This window comes from Frigidibacter oleivorans, from assembly GCF_003993775.1.
Taxonomy (GTDB): domain Bacteria; phylum Pseudomonadota; class Alphaproteobacteria; order Rhodobacterales; family Rhodobacteraceae; genus Frigidibacter; species Frigidibacter oleivorans.
Genome location: NZ_RJRZ01000015.1, coordinates 19,622 through 37,451 on the forward strand (window position 1 = coordinate 19,622; position 17,830 = coordinate 37,451).

General features: G+C 64.9%; 31 protein-coding genes. 30 read left to right on the forward strand and 1 reads right to left on the reverse strand.

Translation table 11 applies throughout. The features are described from left to right. The first annotated feature begins 53 nt into the window (after positions 1–53). The 28 genes from tuf to rplQ all read left to right on the forward strand — a co-directional run bounded on the left by tuf (position 54) and on the right by rplQ (position 16,159). Complete coding sequence (gene tuf, locus EEY80_RS15640; protein ID WP_126978028.1) at positions 54–1,229, forward strand: elongation factor Tu; 1,176 nt, start codon at positions 54–56, stop codon at positions 1,227–1,229. Between the two features lie 169 nt (positions 1,230–1,398). Then, positions 1,399–1,707: a 30S ribosomal protein S10 gene (rpsJ, locus tag EEY80_RS15645; RefSeq protein WP_126978206.1), complete on the forward strand. Its 309-nt coding sequence runs from the start codon at positions 1,399–1,401 to the stop codon at positions 1,705–1,707. 13 nt (positions 1,708–1,720) lie between these two features. Further along, positions 1,721–2,572, forward strand: coding sequence for a 50S ribosomal protein L3 (gene rplC / locus EEY80_RS15650; protein WP_126978208.1), 852 nt, complete (start codon positions 1,721–1,723; stop codon positions 2,570–2,572). Further along, entirely contained in the window at positions 2,569–3,204 is a 636-nt protein-coding gene (gene rplD / locus EEY80_RS15655; protein WP_126978030.1) for a 50S ribosomal protein L4, read from the forward strand. The genes rplC and rplD overlap by 4 nt, the downstream gene beginning before the upstream one ends. Then, positions 3,201–3,497, forward strand: coding sequence for a 50S ribosomal protein L23 (locus EEY80_RS15660; RefSeq protein WP_126978032.1), 297 nt, complete (start codon positions 3,201–3,203; stop codon positions 3,495–3,497). Before rplD ends, EEY80_RS15660 begins: the two co-directional genes overlap by 4 nt. Before the next feature lie 98 nt (positions 3,498–3,595). Beyond that, positions 3,596–4,435: a 50S ribosomal protein L2 gene (gene rplB / locus EEY80_RS15665; RefSeq protein ID WP_126978034.1), complete on the forward strand. Its 840-nt coding sequence runs from the start codon at positions 3,596–3,598 to the stop codon at positions 4,433–4,435. Between the two features lie 3 nt (positions 4,436–4,438). After that, positions 4,439–4,717, forward strand: coding sequence for a 30S ribosomal protein S19 (gene rpsS, locus EEY80_RS15670; RefSeq protein ID WP_126978036.1), 279 nt, complete (start codon positions 4,439–4,441; stop codon positions 4,715–4,717). Between the two features lie 6 nt (positions 4,718–4,723). Beyond that, positions 4,724–5,116, forward strand: a complete 393-nt coding sequence (gene rplV / locus EEY80_RS15675; protein WP_126978038.1) for a 50S ribosomal protein L22 — start codon at positions 4,724–4,726, stop codon at positions 5,114–5,116. Beyond that, positions 5,116–5,826 (forward strand): 30S ribosomal protein S3, encoded by a 711-nt coding sequence (rpsC, locus tag EEY80_RS15680; RefSeq protein ID WP_126978040.1) that lies wholly within the window; start codon positions 5,116–5,118, stop codon positions 5,824–5,826. Before rplV ends, rpsC begins: the two co-directional genes overlap by 1 nt. A gap of 13 nt (positions 5,827–5,839) precedes the next feature. Then, positions 5,840–6,253 carry a 50S ribosomal protein L16 gene (gene rplP, locus EEY80_RS15685; RefSeq protein ID WP_126978042.1) on the forward strand — a complete coding sequence of 138 codons (414 nt, stop codon included), beginning with the start codon at positions 5,840–5,842 and terminating at the stop codon, positions 6,251–6,253. 272 nt (positions 6,254–6,525) lie between these two features. Further along, the gene (gene rpmC / locus EEY80_RS15690) at positions 6,526–6,735 is read left to right on the forward strand and encodes a 50S ribosomal protein L29 (protein ID WP_126978044.1); all 210 of its coding nucleotides are present in this window, start codon (positions 6,526–6,528) and stop codon (positions 6,733–6,735) included. Positions 6,736–6,747: 12 nt separating this feature from the next. Beyond that, positions 6,748–6,990 (forward strand): 30S ribosomal protein S17, encoded by a 243-nt coding sequence (gene rpsQ, locus EEY80_RS15695; protein WP_126978046.1) that lies wholly within the window; start codon positions 6,748–6,750, stop codon positions 6,988–6,990. Between the two features lie 74 nt (positions 6,991–7,064). After that, a complete protein-coding gene (gene rplN, locus EEY80_RS15700; RefSeq protein ID WP_013066055.1) occupies positions 7,065–7,433 on the forward strand; it encodes a 50S ribosomal protein L14 in 369 nt (122 codons plus the stop codon). Continuing rightward, on the forward strand, positions 7,433–7,738 hold the full coding sequence (rplX, locus tag EEY80_RS15705; protein ID WP_126978048.1) for a 50S ribosomal protein L24: 306 nt from the start codon (positions 7,433–7,435) through the stop codon (positions 7,736–7,738). Before rplN ends, rplX begins: the two co-directional genes overlap by 1 nt. Beyond that, positions 7,738–8,298 (forward strand): 50S ribosomal protein L5, encoded by a 561-nt coding sequence (gene rplE, locus EEY80_RS15710; RefSeq protein ID WP_126978050.1) that lies wholly within the window; start codon positions 7,738–7,740, stop codon positions 8,296–8,298. Before rplX ends, rplE begins: the two co-directional genes overlap by 1 nt. 20 nt (positions 8,299–8,318) lie before the next feature. Further along, a complete protein-coding gene (rpsN, locus tag EEY80_RS15715; RefSeq protein ID WP_126978052.1) occupies positions 8,319–8,624 on the forward strand; it encodes a 30S ribosomal protein S14 in 306 nt (101 codons plus the stop codon). Positions 8,625–8,636: 12 nt separating this feature from the next. Beyond that, positions 8,637–9,035: a 30S ribosomal protein S8 gene (gene rpsH, locus EEY80_RS15720; RefSeq protein WP_205749140.1), complete on the forward strand. Its 399-nt coding sequence runs from the start codon at positions 8,637–8,639 to the stop codon at positions 9,033–9,035. A 10-nt stretch (positions 9,036–9,045) separates the two neighbouring features. After that, complete coding sequence (rplF, locus tag EEY80_RS15725) at positions 9,046–9,579, forward strand: 50S ribosomal protein L6 (protein WP_126978054.1); 534 nt, start codon at positions 9,046–9,048, stop codon at positions 9,577–9,579. A gap of 10 nt (positions 9,580–9,589) precedes the next feature. After that, positions 9,590–9,949 (forward strand): 50S ribosomal protein L18, encoded by a 360-nt coding sequence (rplR, locus tag EEY80_RS15730; protein WP_126978056.1) that lies wholly within the window; start codon positions 9,590–9,592, stop codon positions 9,947–9,949. Positions 9,950–9,959: 10 nt separating this feature from the next. Beyond that, positions 9,960–10,526 carry a 30S ribosomal protein S5 gene (gene rpsE / locus EEY80_RS15735; protein ID WP_126978058.1) on the forward strand — a complete coding sequence of 189 codons (567 nt, stop codon included), beginning with the start codon at positions 9,960–9,962 and terminating at the stop codon, positions 10,524–10,526. 12 nt (positions 10,527–10,538) lie between these two features. Continuing rightward, entirely contained in the window at positions 10,539–10,727 is a 189-nt protein-coding gene (rpmD, locus tag EEY80_RS15740; protein WP_126978060.1) for a 50S ribosomal protein L30, read from the forward strand. 202 nt (positions 10,728–10,929) lie between these two features. Beyond that, positions 10,930–11,403 carry a 50S ribosomal protein L15 gene (gene rplO, locus EEY80_RS15745; protein ID WP_126978062.1) on the forward strand — a complete coding sequence of 158 codons (474 nt, stop codon included), beginning with the start codon at positions 10,930–10,932 and terminating at the stop codon, positions 11,401–11,403. Positions 11,404–11,507: 104 nt separating this feature from the next. Next, on the forward strand, positions 11,508–12,869 hold the full coding sequence (gene secY, locus EEY80_RS15750) for a preprotein translocase subunit SecY (protein WP_126978212.1): 1,362 nt from the start codon (positions 11,508–11,510) through the stop codon (positions 12,867–12,869). 24 nt (positions 12,870–12,893) lie between these two features. Next, positions 12,894–13,478 carry an adenylate kinase gene (locus EEY80_RS15755; protein WP_126978064.1) on the forward strand — a complete coding sequence of 195 codons (585 nt, stop codon included), beginning with the start codon at positions 12,894–12,896 and terminating at the stop codon, positions 13,476–13,478. Between the two features lie 220 nt (positions 13,479–13,698). Then, positions 13,699–14,067, forward strand: a complete 369-nt coding sequence (gene rpsM / locus EEY80_RS15760; RefSeq protein ID WP_126978066.1) for a 30S ribosomal protein S13 — start codon at positions 13,699–13,701, stop codon at positions 14,065–14,067. A 15-nt stretch (positions 14,068–14,082) separates the two neighbouring features. Then, on the forward strand, positions 14,083–14,472 hold the full coding sequence (gene rpsK, locus EEY80_RS15765; protein ID WP_126978068.1) for a 30S ribosomal protein S11: 390 nt from the start codon (positions 14,083–14,085) through the stop codon (positions 14,470–14,472). Between the two features lie 118 nt (positions 14,473–14,590). Beyond that, positions 14,591–15,607: a DNA-directed RNA polymerase subunit alpha gene (locus EEY80_RS15770; protein ID WP_126978070.1), complete on the forward strand. Its 1,017-nt coding sequence runs from the start codon at positions 14,591–14,593 to the stop codon at positions 15,605–15,607. A 135-nt stretch (positions 15,608–15,742) separates the two neighbouring features. Beyond that, positions 15,743–16,159 carry a 50S ribosomal protein L17 gene (rplQ, locus tag EEY80_RS15775; protein WP_126978072.1) on the forward strand — a complete coding sequence of 139 codons (417 nt, stop codon included), beginning with the start codon at positions 15,743–15,745 and terminating at the stop codon, positions 16,157–16,159. Between the two features lie 118 nt (positions 16,160–16,277). Here rplQ and EEY80_RS15780 read toward each other — a convergent pair whose 3' ends face one another. Further along, entirely contained in the window at positions 16,278–16,487 is a 210-nt protein-coding gene (locus EEY80_RS15780; RefSeq protein WP_126978074.1) for a hypothetical protein, read from the reverse strand. A gap of 55 nt (positions 16,488–16,542) precedes the next feature. On the opposite strand from EEY80_RS15780, the gene EEY80_RS15785 reads away from it, so the two are divergent. Together EEY80_RS15785 and EEY80_RS15790 are read left to right on the forward strand one after the other, a co-directional pair. After that, positions 16,543–17,154 carry an autoinducer binding domain-containing protein gene (locus EEY80_RS15785; protein WP_126978076.1) on the forward strand — a complete coding sequence of 204 codons (612 nt, stop codon included), beginning with the start codon at positions 16,543–16,545 and terminating at the stop codon, positions 17,152–17,154. Positions 17,155–17,202: 48 nt separating this feature from the next. Next, positions 17,203–17,793: an acyl-homoserine-lactone synthase gene (locus tag EEY80_RS15790; RefSeq protein ID WP_126978078.1), complete on the forward strand. Its 591-nt coding sequence runs from the start codon at positions 17,203–17,205 to the stop codon at positions 17,791–17,793. Positions 17,794–17,830 lie beyond the last annotated feature (37 nt).

Genomic DNA, 17,830 nt, shown 5'->3' on the forward strand with positions numbered 1-17,830 from the left:
CTACCCATGTAGGGTGCGTGGCTCACGCACCGTGACCGATACAGGAGGCCATGATGGCAAAGGCAAAGTTTGAACGGACGAAACCGCACGTGAACGTGGGGACGATCGGGCATGTTGACCACGGCAAGACGACGCTGACGGCGGCGATCACGAAGTATTTCGGCGAATTCAAGGCCTATGACCAGATCGACGCGGCGCCGGAAGAGCGTGCGCGGGGGATCACGATCTCGACGGCGCATGTGGAATACGAGACGGCGAACCGTCACTATGCGCATGTGGACTGCCCCGGCCACGCCGACTATGTGAAGAACATGATCACCGGCGCGGCGCAGATGGACGGCGCGATCCTGGTGGTGAACGCGGCCGACGGCCCGATGCCGCAGACGCGCGAGCACATCCTGCTGGGCCGCCAGGTCGGCATCCCCTACATGGTCGTCTACCTGAACAAGGTCGACCAGGTGGATGACGAGGAACTGCTGGAACTGGTCGAGATGGAAGTGCGGGAACTGCTGGCCTCCTATGACTATCCCGGCGACGACATCCCGATCATCAAGGGCTCGGCGCTGGCGGCGCTGGAAGGCCGCGACGAGGAGATCGGCGAGAAGTCGATCCGGGCGCTGATGGATGCGGTGGACAGCTACATCCCGACCCCGGCGCGTCCGGTGGACCAGCCGTTCCTGATGCCGATCGAGGACGTGTTCTCGATCTCGGGCCGCGGCACGGTCGTGACCGGCCGGGTGGAGCGCGGCGTGATCAACGTCGGCGACGAGGTCGAGATCGTGGGCATCCGTGCCACGCAGAAATCGACCTGCACCGGCGTCGAGATGTTCCGCAAGCTGCTGGACCGCGGCGAGGCGGGCGACAACATCGGGGCGCTCTTGCGCGGGATCGACCGGGACGGCGTGGAGCGCGGCCAGGTGCTGTGCAAGCCCGGCTCGGTGAAGCCGCACACCCATTTCGAGGCCGAGGCCTATATCCTGACCAAGGAAGAGGGCGGGCGCCACACGCCGTTCTTCGCCAATTACCGTCCGCAGTTCTACTTCCGCACCACGGACGTGACCGGGACGGTGAAGCTGCCGGAAGGCACCGAGATGGTGATGCCGGGCGACAACCTGAAGTTCGAGGTCGAGCTGATCGCCCCGATCGCGATGGAAGAGAAACTGCGCTTCGCCATCCGCGAAGGCGGCCGCACCGTCGGCGCAGGTGTCGTTTCCAAGATCCTCAAGTAAGAGGGTTGCAGCAGAATTTTCCGGCCCGGCATCGTCCGGGCCGGATTTTCTCTTGAACGACGGGGCTGCGCGGTGTATCGCCGCGCGTCCCTGACAAAGACGGTTCGACGCAGGCCCGGCATGAGGCCGGATCTGCCTCTCAACCGAGACCTCTGAACGAGGCGACATGATGCAAGGTACCAACATCCGCATCCGGCTGAAGGCCTTCGATTACCGCGTGCTCGACGCCAGCACGCAGGAGATCGTCAATACGGCCAAGCGGACCGGCGCGCAGGTGCGCGGCCCGATCCCGCTGCCGAACAAGATCGAGAAATTCACGGTTCTCCGTGGTCCGCATATCGACAAGAAGTCGCGCGACCAGTGGGAGATCCGCACGCACAAGCGCCTGCTCGACATCGTCGACCCGACGCCCCAGACCGTGGACGCGCTGATGAAGCTCGACCTCGCGGCGGGCGTGGACGTCGAGATCAAGGTCTGAGGAGGGCGTGACGATGCTGCGTTCCGGAGTGATCGCCAAGAAGCTGGGCATGACCCGGCTGTTCCTCGAGGATGGCAAGCAGGTCCCGGTGACCGTGCTGCAACTCGACAACCTGCAGGTCGTGGCTCAGCGCACGGTCGAGCGTGACGGCTACAGCGCCGTCCAGCTTGGCGCGGGCTCGGCCAAGGCCAAGAACACGACCGCCGCGATGCGCGGCCACTTCGCCAAGGCGAACGTGGCGCCCAAGCGCAAGATCGCCGAGTTCCGGGTCGCCCCCGAGAACCTGATCGCCGTCGGTGAAGAGATCACGGCCGACCACTACTTTGCCGGCCAGTTCGTCGACATCGCCGGCACCTCGATCGGCAAGGGCTTTGCCGGTGCGATGAAGCGGCACAACTTCGGCGGTCTGCGCGCCTCGCACGGCGTGTCGATCAGCCACCGTTCGCACGGTTCGACCGGCCAGTGCCAGGACCCCGGCAAGGTGTTCAAGGGCAAGAAGATGGCGGGTCATCTGGGCGCGGTCCGCGTGACCACCCAGAACATCCAGATCGTGCGCACCGACAGCGACCGTGGCCTGATCATGGTCAAGGGCTCGGTCCCCGGGTCCAAGGGCGGCTGGGTCACGATCAAGGACGCGGTGAAGAAGCCGGTCCCCGAGAACGTCATCCTGCCGGCCGCGCTGCGCAGCCATGCCGAAGAGGCCAAGCGCGCCGCCGAGGCCGCCGCCGCCGAAGCCGCCGCCGAGGCTGAAGCCGCCGCGAAGGCCGCGGCCGAAGCGCAGGCCGCCGCCGAAGCCGCAGCCCTGGCCGAAGCCGAGAACGGCTCTGCCGCCGCGGACGAAGCTCCGGAAGGGGAAGACAAATGAAACTCGACGTGATCAAGCTCGACGGCGGCAAGGCCGGCTCGATCGATCTGGACGAGGCGCTGTTCGGCCTGGAGCCGCGCGCGGACATCCTGCATCGTGTCGTGCGCTGGCAGCGCGCCAAGGCCCAGGCCGGCACCCATTCGGTGCTGGGCAAGTCGGATGTCAGCTATTCGACCAAGAAGATCTATCGCCAGAAGGGCACGGGCGGCGCACGCCACGGCTCGCGCAAGGCGCCGATCTTCCGCAAGGGCGGTGTCTACAAGGGTCCGACCCCGCGCAGCCACGCCCATGACCTGCCGAAGAAGTTCCGCGCGCTCGGCCTGCGCCACGCGCTGTCGGCCAAGGCGAAGGCCGGCAACCTCGTGGTACTGGACGTGGCCGAGATGGCCGAGGCCAAGACCGCGATGCTGGCCCGCGCCGCCAAGGAGCTGGGCTGGAAGCGCGTGCTGATCATCGACGGCGCCGCGGTGAACGAGAACTTCGCCCGGGCCGCCCGCAACATCGACGGCATCGACGTGCTGCCGACCATCGGCGCCAATGTCTACGACATCCTGAAGCGTGACACTTTGGTGATCACGAAGGCGGGTGTCGAGGCGCTGGAAGCCCGCCTTGGCAAAGGGGACGTGAAATGAGCGCGAAACCCGAACATTTCGACCTGATCCTGAAGCCGGTGATCACCGAGAAGGCCACCATGGCCTCCGAGGCGAATGCCGTCGTGTTCCAAGTCCGCCGCGATGCCACCAAGCCCGCGATCAAGGAAGCGGTCGAGGCGGTCTTCGGCGTGAAGGTGAAGGCGGTCAACACCACCATCACCAAGGGCAAGACCAAGCGTTTCCGCGGCCGCCCCGGCGAGCGCAGCGACGTGAAGAAGGCCTATGTGACCCTCGAGGAGGGGAACACTATCGACGTGGCCACCGGCCTCTGATAGAGAACCGCGACTCGCGCGGCCCCGGATTTCCGGGGCCGTCGAGCATTTACGGAAACCGGGTCGCAAGACCCAGAAGCTGACGGAAGACAGAAAGCATGGCACTCAAGTCGTATAAACCGACGACGCCTGGCCAGCGTGGGCTGGTTCTGATCGACCGTTCGGAGCTTTGGAAAGGCCGTCCCGTCAAGTCCCTCACCGAGGGCCTGACGAAGAACGGGGGCCGGAACAACACCGGACGGATCACCGCGTTCCGCATCGGCGGCGGCGCGAAGCGTCTGTACCGCATCGTGGACTTCAAGCGTCGGAAGTTCGATGTGGCCGCGACGGTGGAGCGGATCGAATATGACCCGAACCGCACCGCCTTCATCGCGCTGGTCCGCTATGCGGATGGCGAGCAGGCCTATATCCTCGCGCCGCAGCGCCTGGCCGTGGGCGACAGCGTCATCGCCGGCACCAAGACCGACGTGAAGCCCGGCAACGCGATGCCCTTCTCGGGCATGCCGATCGGCACGATCGTTCACAATGTCGAGCTGAAGCCCGGCAAGGGCGGTCAGCTGGCGCGCGCCGCCGGCACCTATGCGCAGTTCGTCGGCCGTGACGGCGGCTATGCGCAGATCCGCCTCAGCTCGGGCGAGCTGCGTCTGGTCCGCCAGGAATGCATGGCGACCGTGGGCGCGGTCTCGAACGCCGACCACTCGAACCAGAACCTCGGCAAGGCCGGCCGGACCCGCCACCTCGGCAAGCGTCCCTCGGTCCGCGGCGTCGCGATGAACCCGATCGACCACCCGCATGGCGGCGGCGAAGGCCGCACCTCGGGCGGCCGGACCCCGGTCACCCCGTGGGGCAAGGACACCAAGGGCAAGCGCACCCGCAGCAACAAGGCGACCGACAAGTACATCCTGCGGTCTCGCCACGCGAAGAAGAAAGGACGCTGATCCATGAGCCGTTCTGTTTGGAAAGGTCCTTTCGTCGACGCCTACGTCCTGAAAAAGGCCGAGAAGGCGCGTGATTCGGGCAAGAGCGAAGTGATCAAGATCTGGTCGCGCCGCTCGACCATCCTGCCGCAGTTCGTCGGGCTGACCTTCGGCGTCTACAACGGGCACAAGCACATCCCCGTTGCCGTCACCGAAGAGATGATCGGCCAGAAGTTCGGTGAATACTCGCCGACGCGGACCTATTACGGCCACGCCGCCGACAAGAAAGCCAAGAGGAAGTAAACCGTCATGGGTAAGGAACAGAATCCGCGCCGCGTGGCGGACAACGAAGCGCAGGCGATCTCGCGCATGCTGCGCACCTCGCCGCAGAAGCTGAACCTCGTCGCCGCCATGATCCGCGGCAAGAAGGTGGACAAGGCGCTGGCCGACCTCACCTTCTCGAAGCGCCGCATCGCGGGCGACGTGAAGAAGTGCCTGCAGTCGGCCATCGCCAATGCCGAGAACAACCACAACCTCGATGTCGACAGCCTGATCGTCGCCGAGGCCTGGGTCGGCAAGAACCTGGTGATGAAGCGGGGCCGTCCGCGGGCCCGGGGTCGCTATGGCAAGATCATGAAGCCCTTCTCGGAACTGACGATCAAGGTGCGCCAGGTCGAGGAAACCGTCGGGGAGCAAGCGTAATGGGACAGAAGGTCAACCCGATCGGGATGCGCCTGCAGGTCAACCGCACCTGGGACAGCCGCTGGTTCGCCGAGTCGAAGGACTATGGCAACCTGCTGCTGGAAGACCTGAAGATGCGCGACTTCATCCATGAAGAGTGCAAGCAGGCGGGCGTCAGCCGCGTGATCATCGAGCGTCCGCACAAGAAGTGCCGGGTGACGATTCACACCGCGCGTCCGGGCGTGATCATCGGCAAGAAGGGCGCCGATATCGAAACCCTGCGCAAGAAGCTGGCCAACTTCACCAAGTCGGAACTGCACCTCAACATCGTCGAGGTCCGCAAGCCCGAGGTGGACGCCCAGCTGGTGGCAGAATCGATCGCGCAGCAGATGGAACGCCGCGTGTCGTTCCGCCGCGCGATGAAGCGCGCCGTGCAGAACGCGATGCGGATGGGTGCGCTCGGCATCCGGGTCAATGTCGGCGGCCGTCTCGGCGGGGCCGAGATCGCCCGGACCGAATGGTACCGCGAAGGCCGCGTGCCGCTGCACACCCTGCGCGCCGACATCGACTATGCGCTGTCGGAAGCCACGACCCCCTACGGGATCATCGGCGTCAAGGTCTGGATCTTCAAGGGCGAGATCATGGAGCACGACCCGCAGGCCCGCGACCGCCGCCACGCGGAAGCGCAGGAAGGGGCTCCGCCCCGTCCGCAGCGCCGCCAAGAGCGTTGAGGAGTAAGGAAAGATGCTGCAACCGAAACGGACGAAGTTCCGCAAACAGCACAAGGGCCGCATCCACGGCGAAGCCAAGGGCGGGTTCCTCCTCAACTTCGGCTCCTTCGCGCTGAAGGCGACCGAACCGGAACGCGTCACCGCGCGGCAGATCGAGGCGGCCCGCCGCGCGATCACCCGCCACATGAAGCGTCAGGGCCGGGTCTGGATCCGCGTGTTCCCGGACACGCCGGTCACCTCGAAGCCGACCGAAGTGCGGATGGGTAAGGGCAAGGGCTCCGTCGATTTCTGGGCGGCCAAGGTGAAGCCGGGCCGGATCATGTTCGAGATCGACGGCGTGGCCGAATCCATCGCCCGCGAGGCGCTGCGCCTTGGCGCGAACAAGCTGCCGGTGACGACCCGGATCGTGGCCAAGGAAGACTGGTAAGTCCGGCCTCCGCCACCGACAGGACAGAAGGCCCCCGCCCGCCGCGGGGGCCTTTGCCGTTCCGGCCCCCTGGTTTGCCACGCGCTTGCCGAAAAGGCCCAAGTTTTCCTTGCCCTCGGGGTGGCTCTTCTGTATCAGGCCCCATCCACGGTTCCGGGGCGACTCGGAATCGTCGGCTCGTCATTGATCCACCAGGTTCAAGGTCACCCTGCGGCACCGCGACAGCGGCGGATTTCAGGGGCCCTCTGGTGATTGTGGAAGGAAAGACGGCGATGAACGCCAAGGATCTGCATACGAAGTCCCCGGACCAGCTGCGCGATGAACTCGTGTCGCTGAAGAAGGAAGCCTTCAACCTGCGCTTCCAGCAGGCCACCGGCCAGCTGGAAAACACCGCCCGCATGCGCGCCGTCCGCCGTGACGCCGCCCGTGTGAAGACGGTTCTGAACCAGAAGGCCGCCGAAGCGGCTGCCGACGCGAAGTAAGGAGCAACGCATATGCCCCGTCGTATCCTGCAAGGCGTCGTCACCAGCGACAAGAACGCCCAGACCGTCACCGTTCTGGTCGAGCGCCGCTTCACCCATCCGGTTCTGAAGAAGACCGTGCGTCTGTCGAAGAAATATCGCGCGCATGACGAGAACAACCAGTTCAAGGTCGGCGACGCCGTCCGCATCATCGAATGCGCGCCGATCTCGAAGACGAAACGTTGGACCGTGGTGACCGACCAGGCGACCGCCTGATCCGAAGCCTCGATCCGATCTGATCGAAACCCTGGGGCGGCGATGCGCTGTCTCCAAAGGTCGGGAGAAACCGAATGATCCAGATGCAGACCAATCTGGATGTCGCTGACAACTCCGGCGCTCGCCGGGTGCAGTGCATCAAGGTTCTGGGCGGCTCGCATCGCCGCTACGCATCCGTGGGCGACATCATCGTGGTGTCGGTCAAGGAGGCGATTCCGAAAGGCCGCGTGAAGAAAGGCGACGTCCGCAAGGCCGTCGTCGTCCGCACCGCGAAGGAAGTCCGCCGTGAAGACGGCACCGCCATCCGCTTCGACCGCAATGCCGCCGTCATCCTGAACAACCAGGGCGAACCGGTCGGCACCCGTATCTTCGGGCCGGTCGTGCGCGAACTGCGGGCCAAGAACTTCATGAAGATCATCTCGCTTGCGCCGGAGGTGCTGTGATGGCCGCGAAACTCCGCAAAGGCGACAAGGTCGTCGTGCTGGCCGGCAAGGACAAGGGCAAGCAGGGTGAGATCACCCAGGTCCTGCCCAAGGACAACAAGGCCGTGGTCGAGGGCGTGAACATCGCCATCCGCCACCAGCGCCAGACGCAGACAACGCAGGGCGGCCGCACGCCGAAGGCGATGCCGATCGACCTGTCGAACCTCGCGCTGATCGACACCAACGGCAAGGCCACCCGCGTCGGCTTCCGCATGGAAGGCGACAAGAAGGTGCGTTTCGCCAAGACCACCGGGGAGGCGATCTGATGCTGGACGCAACCACCTATACCCCGCGCCTGAAGTCGCATTATGCCGGCACGATCCGTGCGGCCTTGAAGGAGGAATTCTCCTACAAGAACGACATGATGATCCCGCGGCTCGAGAAGATCGTGCTGAACATGGGCGTCGGCGAGGCCGTCAAGGACACCAAGAAGGTGAAGCAGGCGGCGGAAGAGCTGTCGAAGATCGCCGGTCAGAAGGCCGTCATCACCAAGGCGAAGAAGTCGATCGCCGGCTTCCGCGTCCGCGAGGAGATGCCGCTGGGCTGCAAGGTCACGCTGCGCGGCGACCGGATGTTCGAATTCCTCGACCGTCTGATCAACATCGCGCTGCCCCGCGTCCGCGACTTCCGCGGCGTCAAGGGAAGCTCGTTCGACGGCCGCGGCAACTATGCCATGGGTCTGAAGGAACACATCGTGTTCCCCGAGATCGACTTCGACAAGGTCGACGAAGTTCTCGGCATGGACATCATCATCTGCACCACCGCGAAAACCAACGCGGAAGCGAAGGCGCTGTTGAAGCAATTCAACATGCCCTTCAACAGCTGATCGCGGCAGGAGTACGCAACATGGCAAAAGTTTCCATGGTCGAGCGCGAGAAGAAGCGCGCCAAGCTTGTGAAGCAGTATGCGAACAAGCGCGCCGCCCTGAAGGCGGTCATCGAAGATCAGTCGCGCCCGATGGAAGAGCGGTTCAAGGCCACGCTCAAGCTCGCGCAACTGCCCCGCAATTCGTCGGCGACCCGGCTGCACAACCGCTGCCAGCTTACGGGCCGTCCCCATGCTTACTACCGTAAGCTCAAACTCTCGCGGATCATGCTGCGCGAACTGGCCTCCTTCGGCCAGATCCCCGGCATGGTGAAGTCGAGCTGGTAAGGAGGTCGGGCAATGTCGATGAACGATCCGCTCGGCGATATGCTGACCCGCATCCGCAACGCGCAGATGCGCGGCAAGTCCACCGTCCGCTCGCCGGCCTCCAAGCTGCGTGCCTGGGTGCTGGATGTGCTGAAGGACGAGGGCTACATCCGCGGCTATGAGAACGTGACGACGGCCGATGGCCGGTCGGAACTGGAAATCAGCCTGAAGTACTACGAAGGCACCCCGGTGATCCGCGAACTGAAGCGGGTGTCGAAGCCGGGCCGCCGCGTGTACATGGCCATGAAGGACCTGCCGTCGCCCCGCAACGGGCTCGGCGTGTCGATCGTCTCCACGCCGAAAGGCGTCATGTCCGATGCAAACGCTCGCTCTGCCAATGTTGGCGGCGAAGTGCTTTGCACCGTGTTCTGAGGAGGGTGGAATGTCTCGTATCGGCAAGAAACCCGTAGAACTGGCCAAGGGCGTTTCGGCGACCGTGTCGGGCCAGACCGTCGAGGTGAAGGGACCGAAAGGCACCCGCAGCTTCACGGCGACCGACGACGTCACCATCGCGCTGGAGGACAACGCGCTGAAGGTCACCCCGCGTGGCCTGTCCAAGCGCGCCCGCCAGCAGTGGGGCATGACCCGCTCGATGCTGGAAAACCTCGTGACCGGCGTGACGACCGGCTTCAAGAAAGAGCTGGAAATCCAGGGCGTGGGTTACCGCGCCGCGATGGCCGGCAACGTCCTGAAGCTGTCGCTCGGCTATTCGCATGAAGTGAATTTCGATGTGCCGAAGGGCGTGACCGTCACGACCCCGAAGCAGACCGAGATCGTGGTGGAAGGCATCGACCAGCAAGAGGTCGGCCAGGTCGCCGCGAACATCCGCGAATGGCGCGGCCCCGAGCCCTACAAGGGCAAGGGCATCCGCTACAAGGGCGAGTTCATCTTCCGCAAGGAAGGCAAGAAGAAGTAAGGGGCGCATGATGGCGAACAACAAGAGAGAGCTGTTCCTCAAGCGCCGCCTGCGCGTCCGGAACAAACTGCGGAAAATGGCCAACGGCCGGGCCCGCCTGTCGGTGCACCGTTCCTCGAAGAACATCAGCGTACAGCTGATCGACGACGTGAACGGCGTGACGCTGGCGGCTGCCTCGACGCTCGAGAAGGATCTCGGCGTCGTCGGCAAGAACAATGTCGAGGCGGCCGCGAAGGTCGGTGCGGCCATCGCCGAACGGGCGAAGAAGGCCGGCATCGAAGAGTGCTACTTCGATCGTGGCGGGTTCCTCTTTCACGGGAAGATCAAGGCGCTTGCCGACGCTGCCCGTGACGGCGGCCTGAAGTTCTGAGGAGACGGAAATGGCAGAACGTGAAAACCGCCGCGACCGCCGCGAAGACCGTCGCGAGCGCGAGGAAACCCCGGAATTCGCCGAACGTCTCGTGGCGATCAACCGCGTGTCGAAAACCGTGAAGGGCGGCAAACGCTTCGGCTTTGCCGCGCTCGTGGTGGTCGGCGACCAGCGCGGTCGCGTCGGCTTCGGCAAGGGCAAGGCGAAAGAAGTGCCCGAGGCGATCCGCAAGGCGACGGAGCAGGCGAAACGCTCGCTGATCCGCGTGCCGCTGCGCGACGGCCGCACCCTGCACCACGACCAGGAAGGCCGCCACGGCGCCGGCAAGGTCGTGATGCGGACCGCGGTCGCGGGGACCGGCATCATCGCCGGTGGTCCGATGCGCGCCGTGTTCGAGATGCTGGGCATCCAGGACGTGGTGGCGAAGTCGCTGGGGTCGCAGAACCCCTACAACATGATCCGTGCCACGCTGGACGGTCTGAAGCAGGAATCCTCGCCCCGTCAGGTCGCGCAGCGCCGCGGCAAGAAGGTGGCGGACATCCTGAAGAAGCCCGAAGCCGAAGCGATCGAAGCGTAAGGAGCGGGACAAATGGCAAAGACCATCGTCGTCAAGCAGATCGGTTCGCCGATCCGCCGCCCGGCCAAGCAGCAGGCCACGCTGAAGGGCCTCGGGCTGAACAAGATGCACAAGACCCGCGAGCTGGAGGATACGCCCTCGGTCCGCGGCATGGTGAACGCGATCCCGCATCTGGTGCAGATCGTCGAAGAGCGCGGCTGACACCGCGCCGCGATGCAAGACGGAACGCCGCCCTTCGGGGCGGCGCTCGGCTTTCGGGGCAGGGACGGGATCAGCGGGCTTGATCCGCACCCGGATTTGCCCCTATACGCCGCCGGTGGGCCGCTGGCCCCCAGACTTATCATGAACAGGCCGCGTGCCCCCATCCGTCGCTGGCGGGGGTCTTCCGGCAAAGGAGAGCGACATGAAACTGCATGAACTGCGCGACAACGACGGCGCGGCGAAGAAGAAGAAGCGCGTGGCGCGTGGCCCGGGTTCGGGCAAGGGCAAGACCGCCGGCCGCGGGATCAAGGGTCAGACCTCGCGTTCGGGCGTGGCGCTGAACGGCTATGAAGGCGGCCAGATGCCGCTGTACCGCCGCCTGCCGAAGCGCGGCTTCAACAAGCCGAACCGGCTGGAATACGCGGTGGTCAACCTCGGCCTGATCGAGAAGTTCGTGGCCGCCGGCAAGCTGGACGCCTCGGCCGAGATCACCGAGGATGCGCTGGTCGCGGCCGGCGTCACCGCCCGCAAGCGCGACGGCATCCGCGTGCTGGCCAAGGGCGAGGCCACGTCGAAGCTGACCCTCGTCGTCACCGGCGCGTCGAAGGCCGCGATCGAGGCGGTCGAAAAGGCCGGCGGCACCCTGACCGTCAAGGCCCCGGCAGCGGCTGAATAAGGTGTTGTGGGCGGTCTGCGTGCCGCTTACATAGGCCCTTGAGTTTTTCCAGGCGCCGCCGACCGGAAAACGGTTCGGCGGCGCTGTGCATGAGAGAGATCGACATGGCATCCGCCGCAGAGCAAATGGCCGCGAACCTCAGCTGGGGCGCGCTTGGCAAGGCGACCGATCTTCGGCAACGCATCTTCTTCACCATCGGCCTGCTGATCGTCTATCGGCTCGGCACCTTCATCCCGGTGCCGGGGATCGACGGCGCGGCGCTGCGGCAGTTCATGACCGACGCGGCGGCGGGCCTGGGCGGGATCCTGTCGATGTTCACCGGCGGCGCGCTCGGCCGGATGGGGATCTTCGCGCTCGGCATCATGCCCTATATCTCGGCCTCCATCATCGTGCAGCTTCTCAGCGCGATGGTGCCGTCGCTGGAACAGCTGAAGAAGGAAGGCGAACAGGGCCGCAAGAAGCTGAACCAGTACACCCGCTATGCGACCGTGGCGCTGGCGCTGTTCCAGGCCTATGGCCTCGCCCGCAGCCTCGAGGCGGGGGGGCTGGCCCATGATCCGGGCCTGTTCTTCCAGCTGTCGGTGGTGATCACGCTGGTCGGCGGCACCATGTTCCTGATGTGGCTGGGCGAGCAGATCACCGCGCGCGGCATCGGCAACGGCATCTCGCTGATCATCTTCGTGGGCATCGTGGCGGAAATCCCCGCGGCGCTGGCGCAGTTCCTGAGCCAGGGCCGCGCCGGGACCATCTCGCCCGCGGTGATCATCGGCGTGCTGGTGATGATTGTGGTGGTGGTGGGCTTCGTCGTGTTCATGGAACGCGCGCTGCGCAAGATCCACATCCAGTATCCGCGCCGTCAGGTCGGCATGAAGATCTATGACGGCGGGTCCAGCCACCTGCCGATCAAGGTCAACCCGGCAGGCGTGATCCCGGCGATCTTCGCCTCGTCGCTGCTGCTGCTGCCGACCACAATCGCCACCTTCTCGGGCCAGCAGACCGGGCCGGTGATGTCGACGATCCTGGCCTATTTCGGGCCGGGCCAGCCGCTGTATCTGTTGTTCTTCGTCGCGATGCTGGTGTTCTTCTCGTATTTCTACACGGCGAACGTGTCCTTCAAGACCGATGACGTGGCCGACAACCTGAAGAACCAGGGCGGCTTCATCCCCGGCATCCGCCCGGGCAAGCGGACGGAGGAATACCTCGACTACGTGGTGAACCGGATCCTCGTGATCGGCTCGGCCTATCTGGCGCTGGTCTGCCTGTTGCCGGAAATCCTGCGCTCGCAACTGGCGATCCCGTTCTATTTCGGCGGGACGTCGGTGCTGATCGTCGTCAGCGTCACCATGGACACGATCAACCAGGTTCAGTCGCATCTGCTGGCGCACCAGTACGAAGGGCTGATCGAGAAATCCCAGCTTCGCGGCAAGAAGCGCGGCACTGCGAAGAAGCCGCCCGCGCGGCGCTGAGACGACGACAAGAGGGACGGAGACATGACCAACATCATCCTGCTGGGACCCCCGGGCGCAGGCAAGGGAACCCAGGCGCGCCAGCTGACCGAAGACCGCGGCATGGTCCAGCTTTCGACCGGCGACATGCTGCGCGAGGCGCGGGCCTCGGGGACCGAGATGGGGCGGCGCGTGGCCGAGGTCATGGATCGCGGCGAGCTCGTCACCGACGAGATCGTCATCGGCCTGATCGAGGAAAAGCTGCGCCAGGGGTCCGCCGGCGGCTTCATCTTCGACGGCTTTCCCCGGACGCTGAAGCAGGCCGACGCGCTTGGCGAGTTGCTGGCGCGGATGGGTCAGCGGCTGGACGCGGTGATCGAGCTGGTCGTCGATGACGCGGCTCTGGTCGGCCGGATCGTCAAGCGCGCCGAGGAGACGCTGGCCGCGGGCCAGCCGGTGCGCAAGGACGACACGCCCGAGGTCTTTGCCGACCGCCTGCGGGAATACTATCGCAAGACCGCGCCGCTGATCGGCTATTACTATGCCAAGGGCGACCTGCGGCAGGTCGACGGCATGGCCGATGTGGCGGACGTGTCCGGCGCCATCGCGCAGCTGCTGGATCGGGCCTGAGCCCCGCGACACGGTCCCGCGCCGGTGATCCGGGGCGGCCCGCGTCGCTTGACGCCGCGGTGAGAAACCCTTAAGGCACGGCGTCTCGCAAGAGAATCGTTTGGTGCGGCGGAACCATCCCCGAATCGGACAGATCGTGCGGCCCGGTGGTCCCGACCCCGGGCCTGCGTTGTGAAAAAAGGTTCCGGCGCTACGGAACCGCAACAAAAAGGAAGAACGCGTGGCTCGTATTGCTGGCGTCAACATCCCCACCGGAAAGCGCGTTCCGATCGCGCTTCAGTATATTCACGGCATCGGCCCGATGTTCGCCAAGCAGATCGTCGAGGCCGTCGGCATCGACGAAGCCCGCCGCGTGAACGACCTGTCGGATGCCGAAGTCCTGCAGATCCGCGAATATATCGACGCGAACCTGACGGTCGAAGGCGACCTGCGCCGCGAAGTGTCGATGAACATCAAGCGTCTGATGGACCTTGGCTGCTATCGCGGCCTGCGTCACCGCAAGAACCTGCCGGTCCGCGGCCAGCGCACCCACACCAATGCCCGCACCCGCAAGGGCCCGGCGAAGCCGATCGCCGGCAAGAAGAAGTAAGGGGAGGGTTTCGCAATGGCTCGTGACAAGACCCGCATGAAGCGGAAGGAACGCAAGAACATCGCTGCCGGCGTGGCGCATGTGAACTCGTCGTTCAACAACACCAAGATCCTGATCTCGGACGTGCAGGGCAACGCGATCTCGTGGTCGTCGGCCGGCACCATGGGCTTCAAGGGTTCGCGCAAGTCGACCCCCTATGCCGCGCAGATGGCCGCCGAGGATGCGGGCCGCAAGGCGCAGGAACATGGCGTGAAAACGATCGAGGTCGAGGTTCAGGGTCCGGGTTCGGGCCGGGAATCGGCGCTGCGCGCGCTGGCCGCCGTGGGCTTCAACATCACCTCGATCCGCGACGTGACGCCGATCGCCCATAACGGATGCCGGCCGCCCAAGCGCCGCCGCGTCTGACGGTTTCTTTCCGGGCCGGGCCGTGCGGGTATCGCGCGGCCCGGTCCGCTTTTCGTTTTTATCCTCGGGTGTTCCGGGCCGCGGACATGGGTCCGGAACTGGTATGGAGGCAGAACGCATGATCCACAAGAATTGGGCCGAACTGATCAAGCCCGCGCAGCTCGACGTGCGCGCCGGCAACGATCCGGCGCGCCAGGCGACCGTGGTCGCCGAACCGCTGGAGCGTGGCTTCGGCCTGACGCTCGGCAATGCGCTGCGCCGCGTGCTGCTGTCCTCGCTGCAAGGCGCGGCCATCACCAGCGTCCAGATCGACAACGTGCTGCACGAGTTCTCTTCGGTCGCGGGCGTGCGCGAGGACGTGACGGACATCGTGCTGAACCTCAAGGGCGTCAGCCTGAAGATGGAAGTCGAGGGGCCGAAGCGTCTGTCGATCTCGGCCAAGGGTCCGGGCGTCGTGACGGCGGGCGACATCTCGGAATCGAACGGCATCGAGGTCCTGAACAAGGACCACGTGATCTGCCATCTCGATGACGGCGCCGACCTGTTCATGGAACTGACGGTCAACACCGGCAAGGGCTATGTCGCGGCGGAAAAGAACCGCCCCGAGGATGCGCCGATCGGCCTGATCCCGATCGACGCGATCTATTCGCCGGTCAAGAAGGTCAGCTACGAGGTGCAGCCCACCCGCGAGGGCCAGGTGCTGGACTATGACAAGCTGACCATGAAGATCGAGACCGACGGCTCGCTGACCCCCGACGATGCCGTGGCCTATGCCGCGCGCATCCTGCAGGACCAGCTGTCGATCTTCGTCAACTTCGACGAACCGGAATCGGCCAGCCGGTCGGACGTGGATGACGGGCTGGAATTCAACCCGCTGCTGCTGAAGAAGGTGGACGAGCTGGAACTGTCGGTCCGCTCGGCCAACTGCCTGAAGAACGACAACATCGTCTATATCGGCGACCTGATCCAGAAGACCGAGGCCGAGATGCTGCGGACCCCGAACTTCGGCCGGAAGTCGCTGAACGAGATCAAGGAAGTGCTGTCCTCGATGGGCCTGCACCTCGGCATGGAAGTCGAGGACTGGCCGCCGGAGAACATCGAGGACCTCGCCAAGCGCTTCGAGGACCAGTTCTGATCGGACGGGGGCGGTCGCACAGACCGCCCCCGCCAATGCCCGGATTGCCGGGGAAAGCCTGGGCAGATGCCCCAACGACGCGGACCGCAACGCACGGGACCGCAACACAAAGCAAAACGCGAAGAGGAGATCATCATGCGTCACGCTCGCGGCTATCGCCGCCTGAACCGTACCCACGAACACCGCAAGGCGCTGTTCGCCAACATGTGCGGCTCGCTCATCGAACATGAGCAGATCAAGACCACCCTGCCCAAGGCCAAGGAACTGCGCCCGATCATCGAAAAGCTGATCACGCTGGCCAAGCGCGGCGACCTGCATGCCCGCCGCCAGGTCGCGGCCGTGCTGAAGCAGGACAAGGACGTGGCCAAGCTGTTCGAAGTGCTGGGCCCGCGCTACAAGGACCGCGCCGGCGGCTACAGCCGCGTGCTGAAGGCCGGGTTCCGCTATGGCGACATGGCGCCGATGGCGATCATCGAGCTTGTGGACCGCGACACCTCGGCCAAGGGTGCCGCCGACAAGGCGCGGCTGGAGGCTGAGGCCGCCGAAGCCTGATCGCCGTTCGACCGTTCGACCGGACCAGACACGAAGGCCCCGCATTGCGGGGCCTTTTCCTTTTGCGGCGGCCCGCGGGCGCCGCTCTGCGCGATCTCGCGCCCCGGCTGCGGGCTGCCTAGTTCGCGCCCGGACGCGCCGCGCGCCGCTCGGTTTCCGGGCGACGCAACGTCAGTTTTTCGATCATTTCCGCCAGATGGACATCGGCAACCGGGGTCGCGCCCAAGAATTCCAGCAAATCGCCCCGTGTCGCATCGGGCAGTCGCATCAGCTTGGTAAAGAGGGAGGGGTCAATCACACGCACGTCCGAATCCGCCTTGAACAGCAACTTCTGCCGCTCAATTTACGGTTGACGCTAAACCGATCAACTTGTCTAAAAAGACATGTCCATTCAGGCAAGAATCGACCGCGAACTCAAGCATTTGGGAACAATCGTCCCGAATGGATACTCGATAGGTTTGCACATCAGATTCACGTCGCCGATCATGTTCTTCCAGACCTATGACCAAGTCTGGCTCGATCACTATACGGAGCGCGGATATGTCCTTCGGGATCCCTGTGTCGCCTGGGGGTTCAGCACGACCGGAACGATCCGGTGGAGCGATCCGAGCCTGCCGGACCCGTTCGGACTGTTTCAGGAGGCCGCGTCTTTCGGACTTGTCTACGGAATGACTTCGGCCCATGGCCCTGTGAAATCGCGCACAATCGCCAGTTTCGCGCGCGACGACCGGGAATTCACGGATGCCGAGATGGCAGAGATACATGCGGTGGTCGGGGGTCTGCATGACCTGACCGAACCGCCCGAAGAACTGACGAAGGCCCAGATCGAGGCCCTCAGATGTATTGCGGGGGGCGACCGTCATGCCGCGGCCGCCGCCAAGCTCGGTATATCCGAGAGTGCCCTGAAGGCCCGGATCACCTCGGCCCGCAACAGGCTGATGGCCCGAACCACGGCCGAAGCCATTCAGCGCGCCAAGGACTACCGCCTGATCTGAGGATCTGCCCTCCGCAAGGTTTTTACTACCACCCTGCAGGAGGCAAACATGCAGACCACGACACTGTCCTTCGAAAACATCCACAACCACGGCGAGTTGTTCGCGAACATGCTTCGTGCCAGGCGCGAACTGTTCATCGTGCACAACAAGTGGGACCTGCCCGAAGCGCTCGGCATGGAGTACGACCAGTACGACACGCCGGCCAGCCGCTGGGTCGTCGTTCATGACGAACTGGGCCAGGTGCTGGCAGGGAACCGGCTGACGCCGACCACCGCCCGTTGCGGGATCTACAGCTACATGATCCGCGACGCGCAGCGCGGGCTGCTGGACACGATCCCGTCGGACCTGCTCTACGACGAGGCGCCGGTCAGCGACACGATCTGGGAAAGCTCGCGCCTGTTCGTGTCGCACAGCGTGCCGGCCTCGCTGCGCCGCAAGGTCCATGCCCAGCTGATCCGCGACCTCGGCCATGCTTCGATGAAGCTGGGTGCGACGCGCTGCCTGACGCTGCTCAACGCCAACTGGCCCCGCTGGGCGGGACGGGTCGGCGTCGGCATGACGGCGATGGGTCCGGTGATGAACATCGAGGGCGTCGACAACCAGGTCGTCTCGATGGACTTCAGCCAGCAGCTGCACTGAGGCGCAGGCCGAGACCCGGACCGGGCGTCCCGGCGAC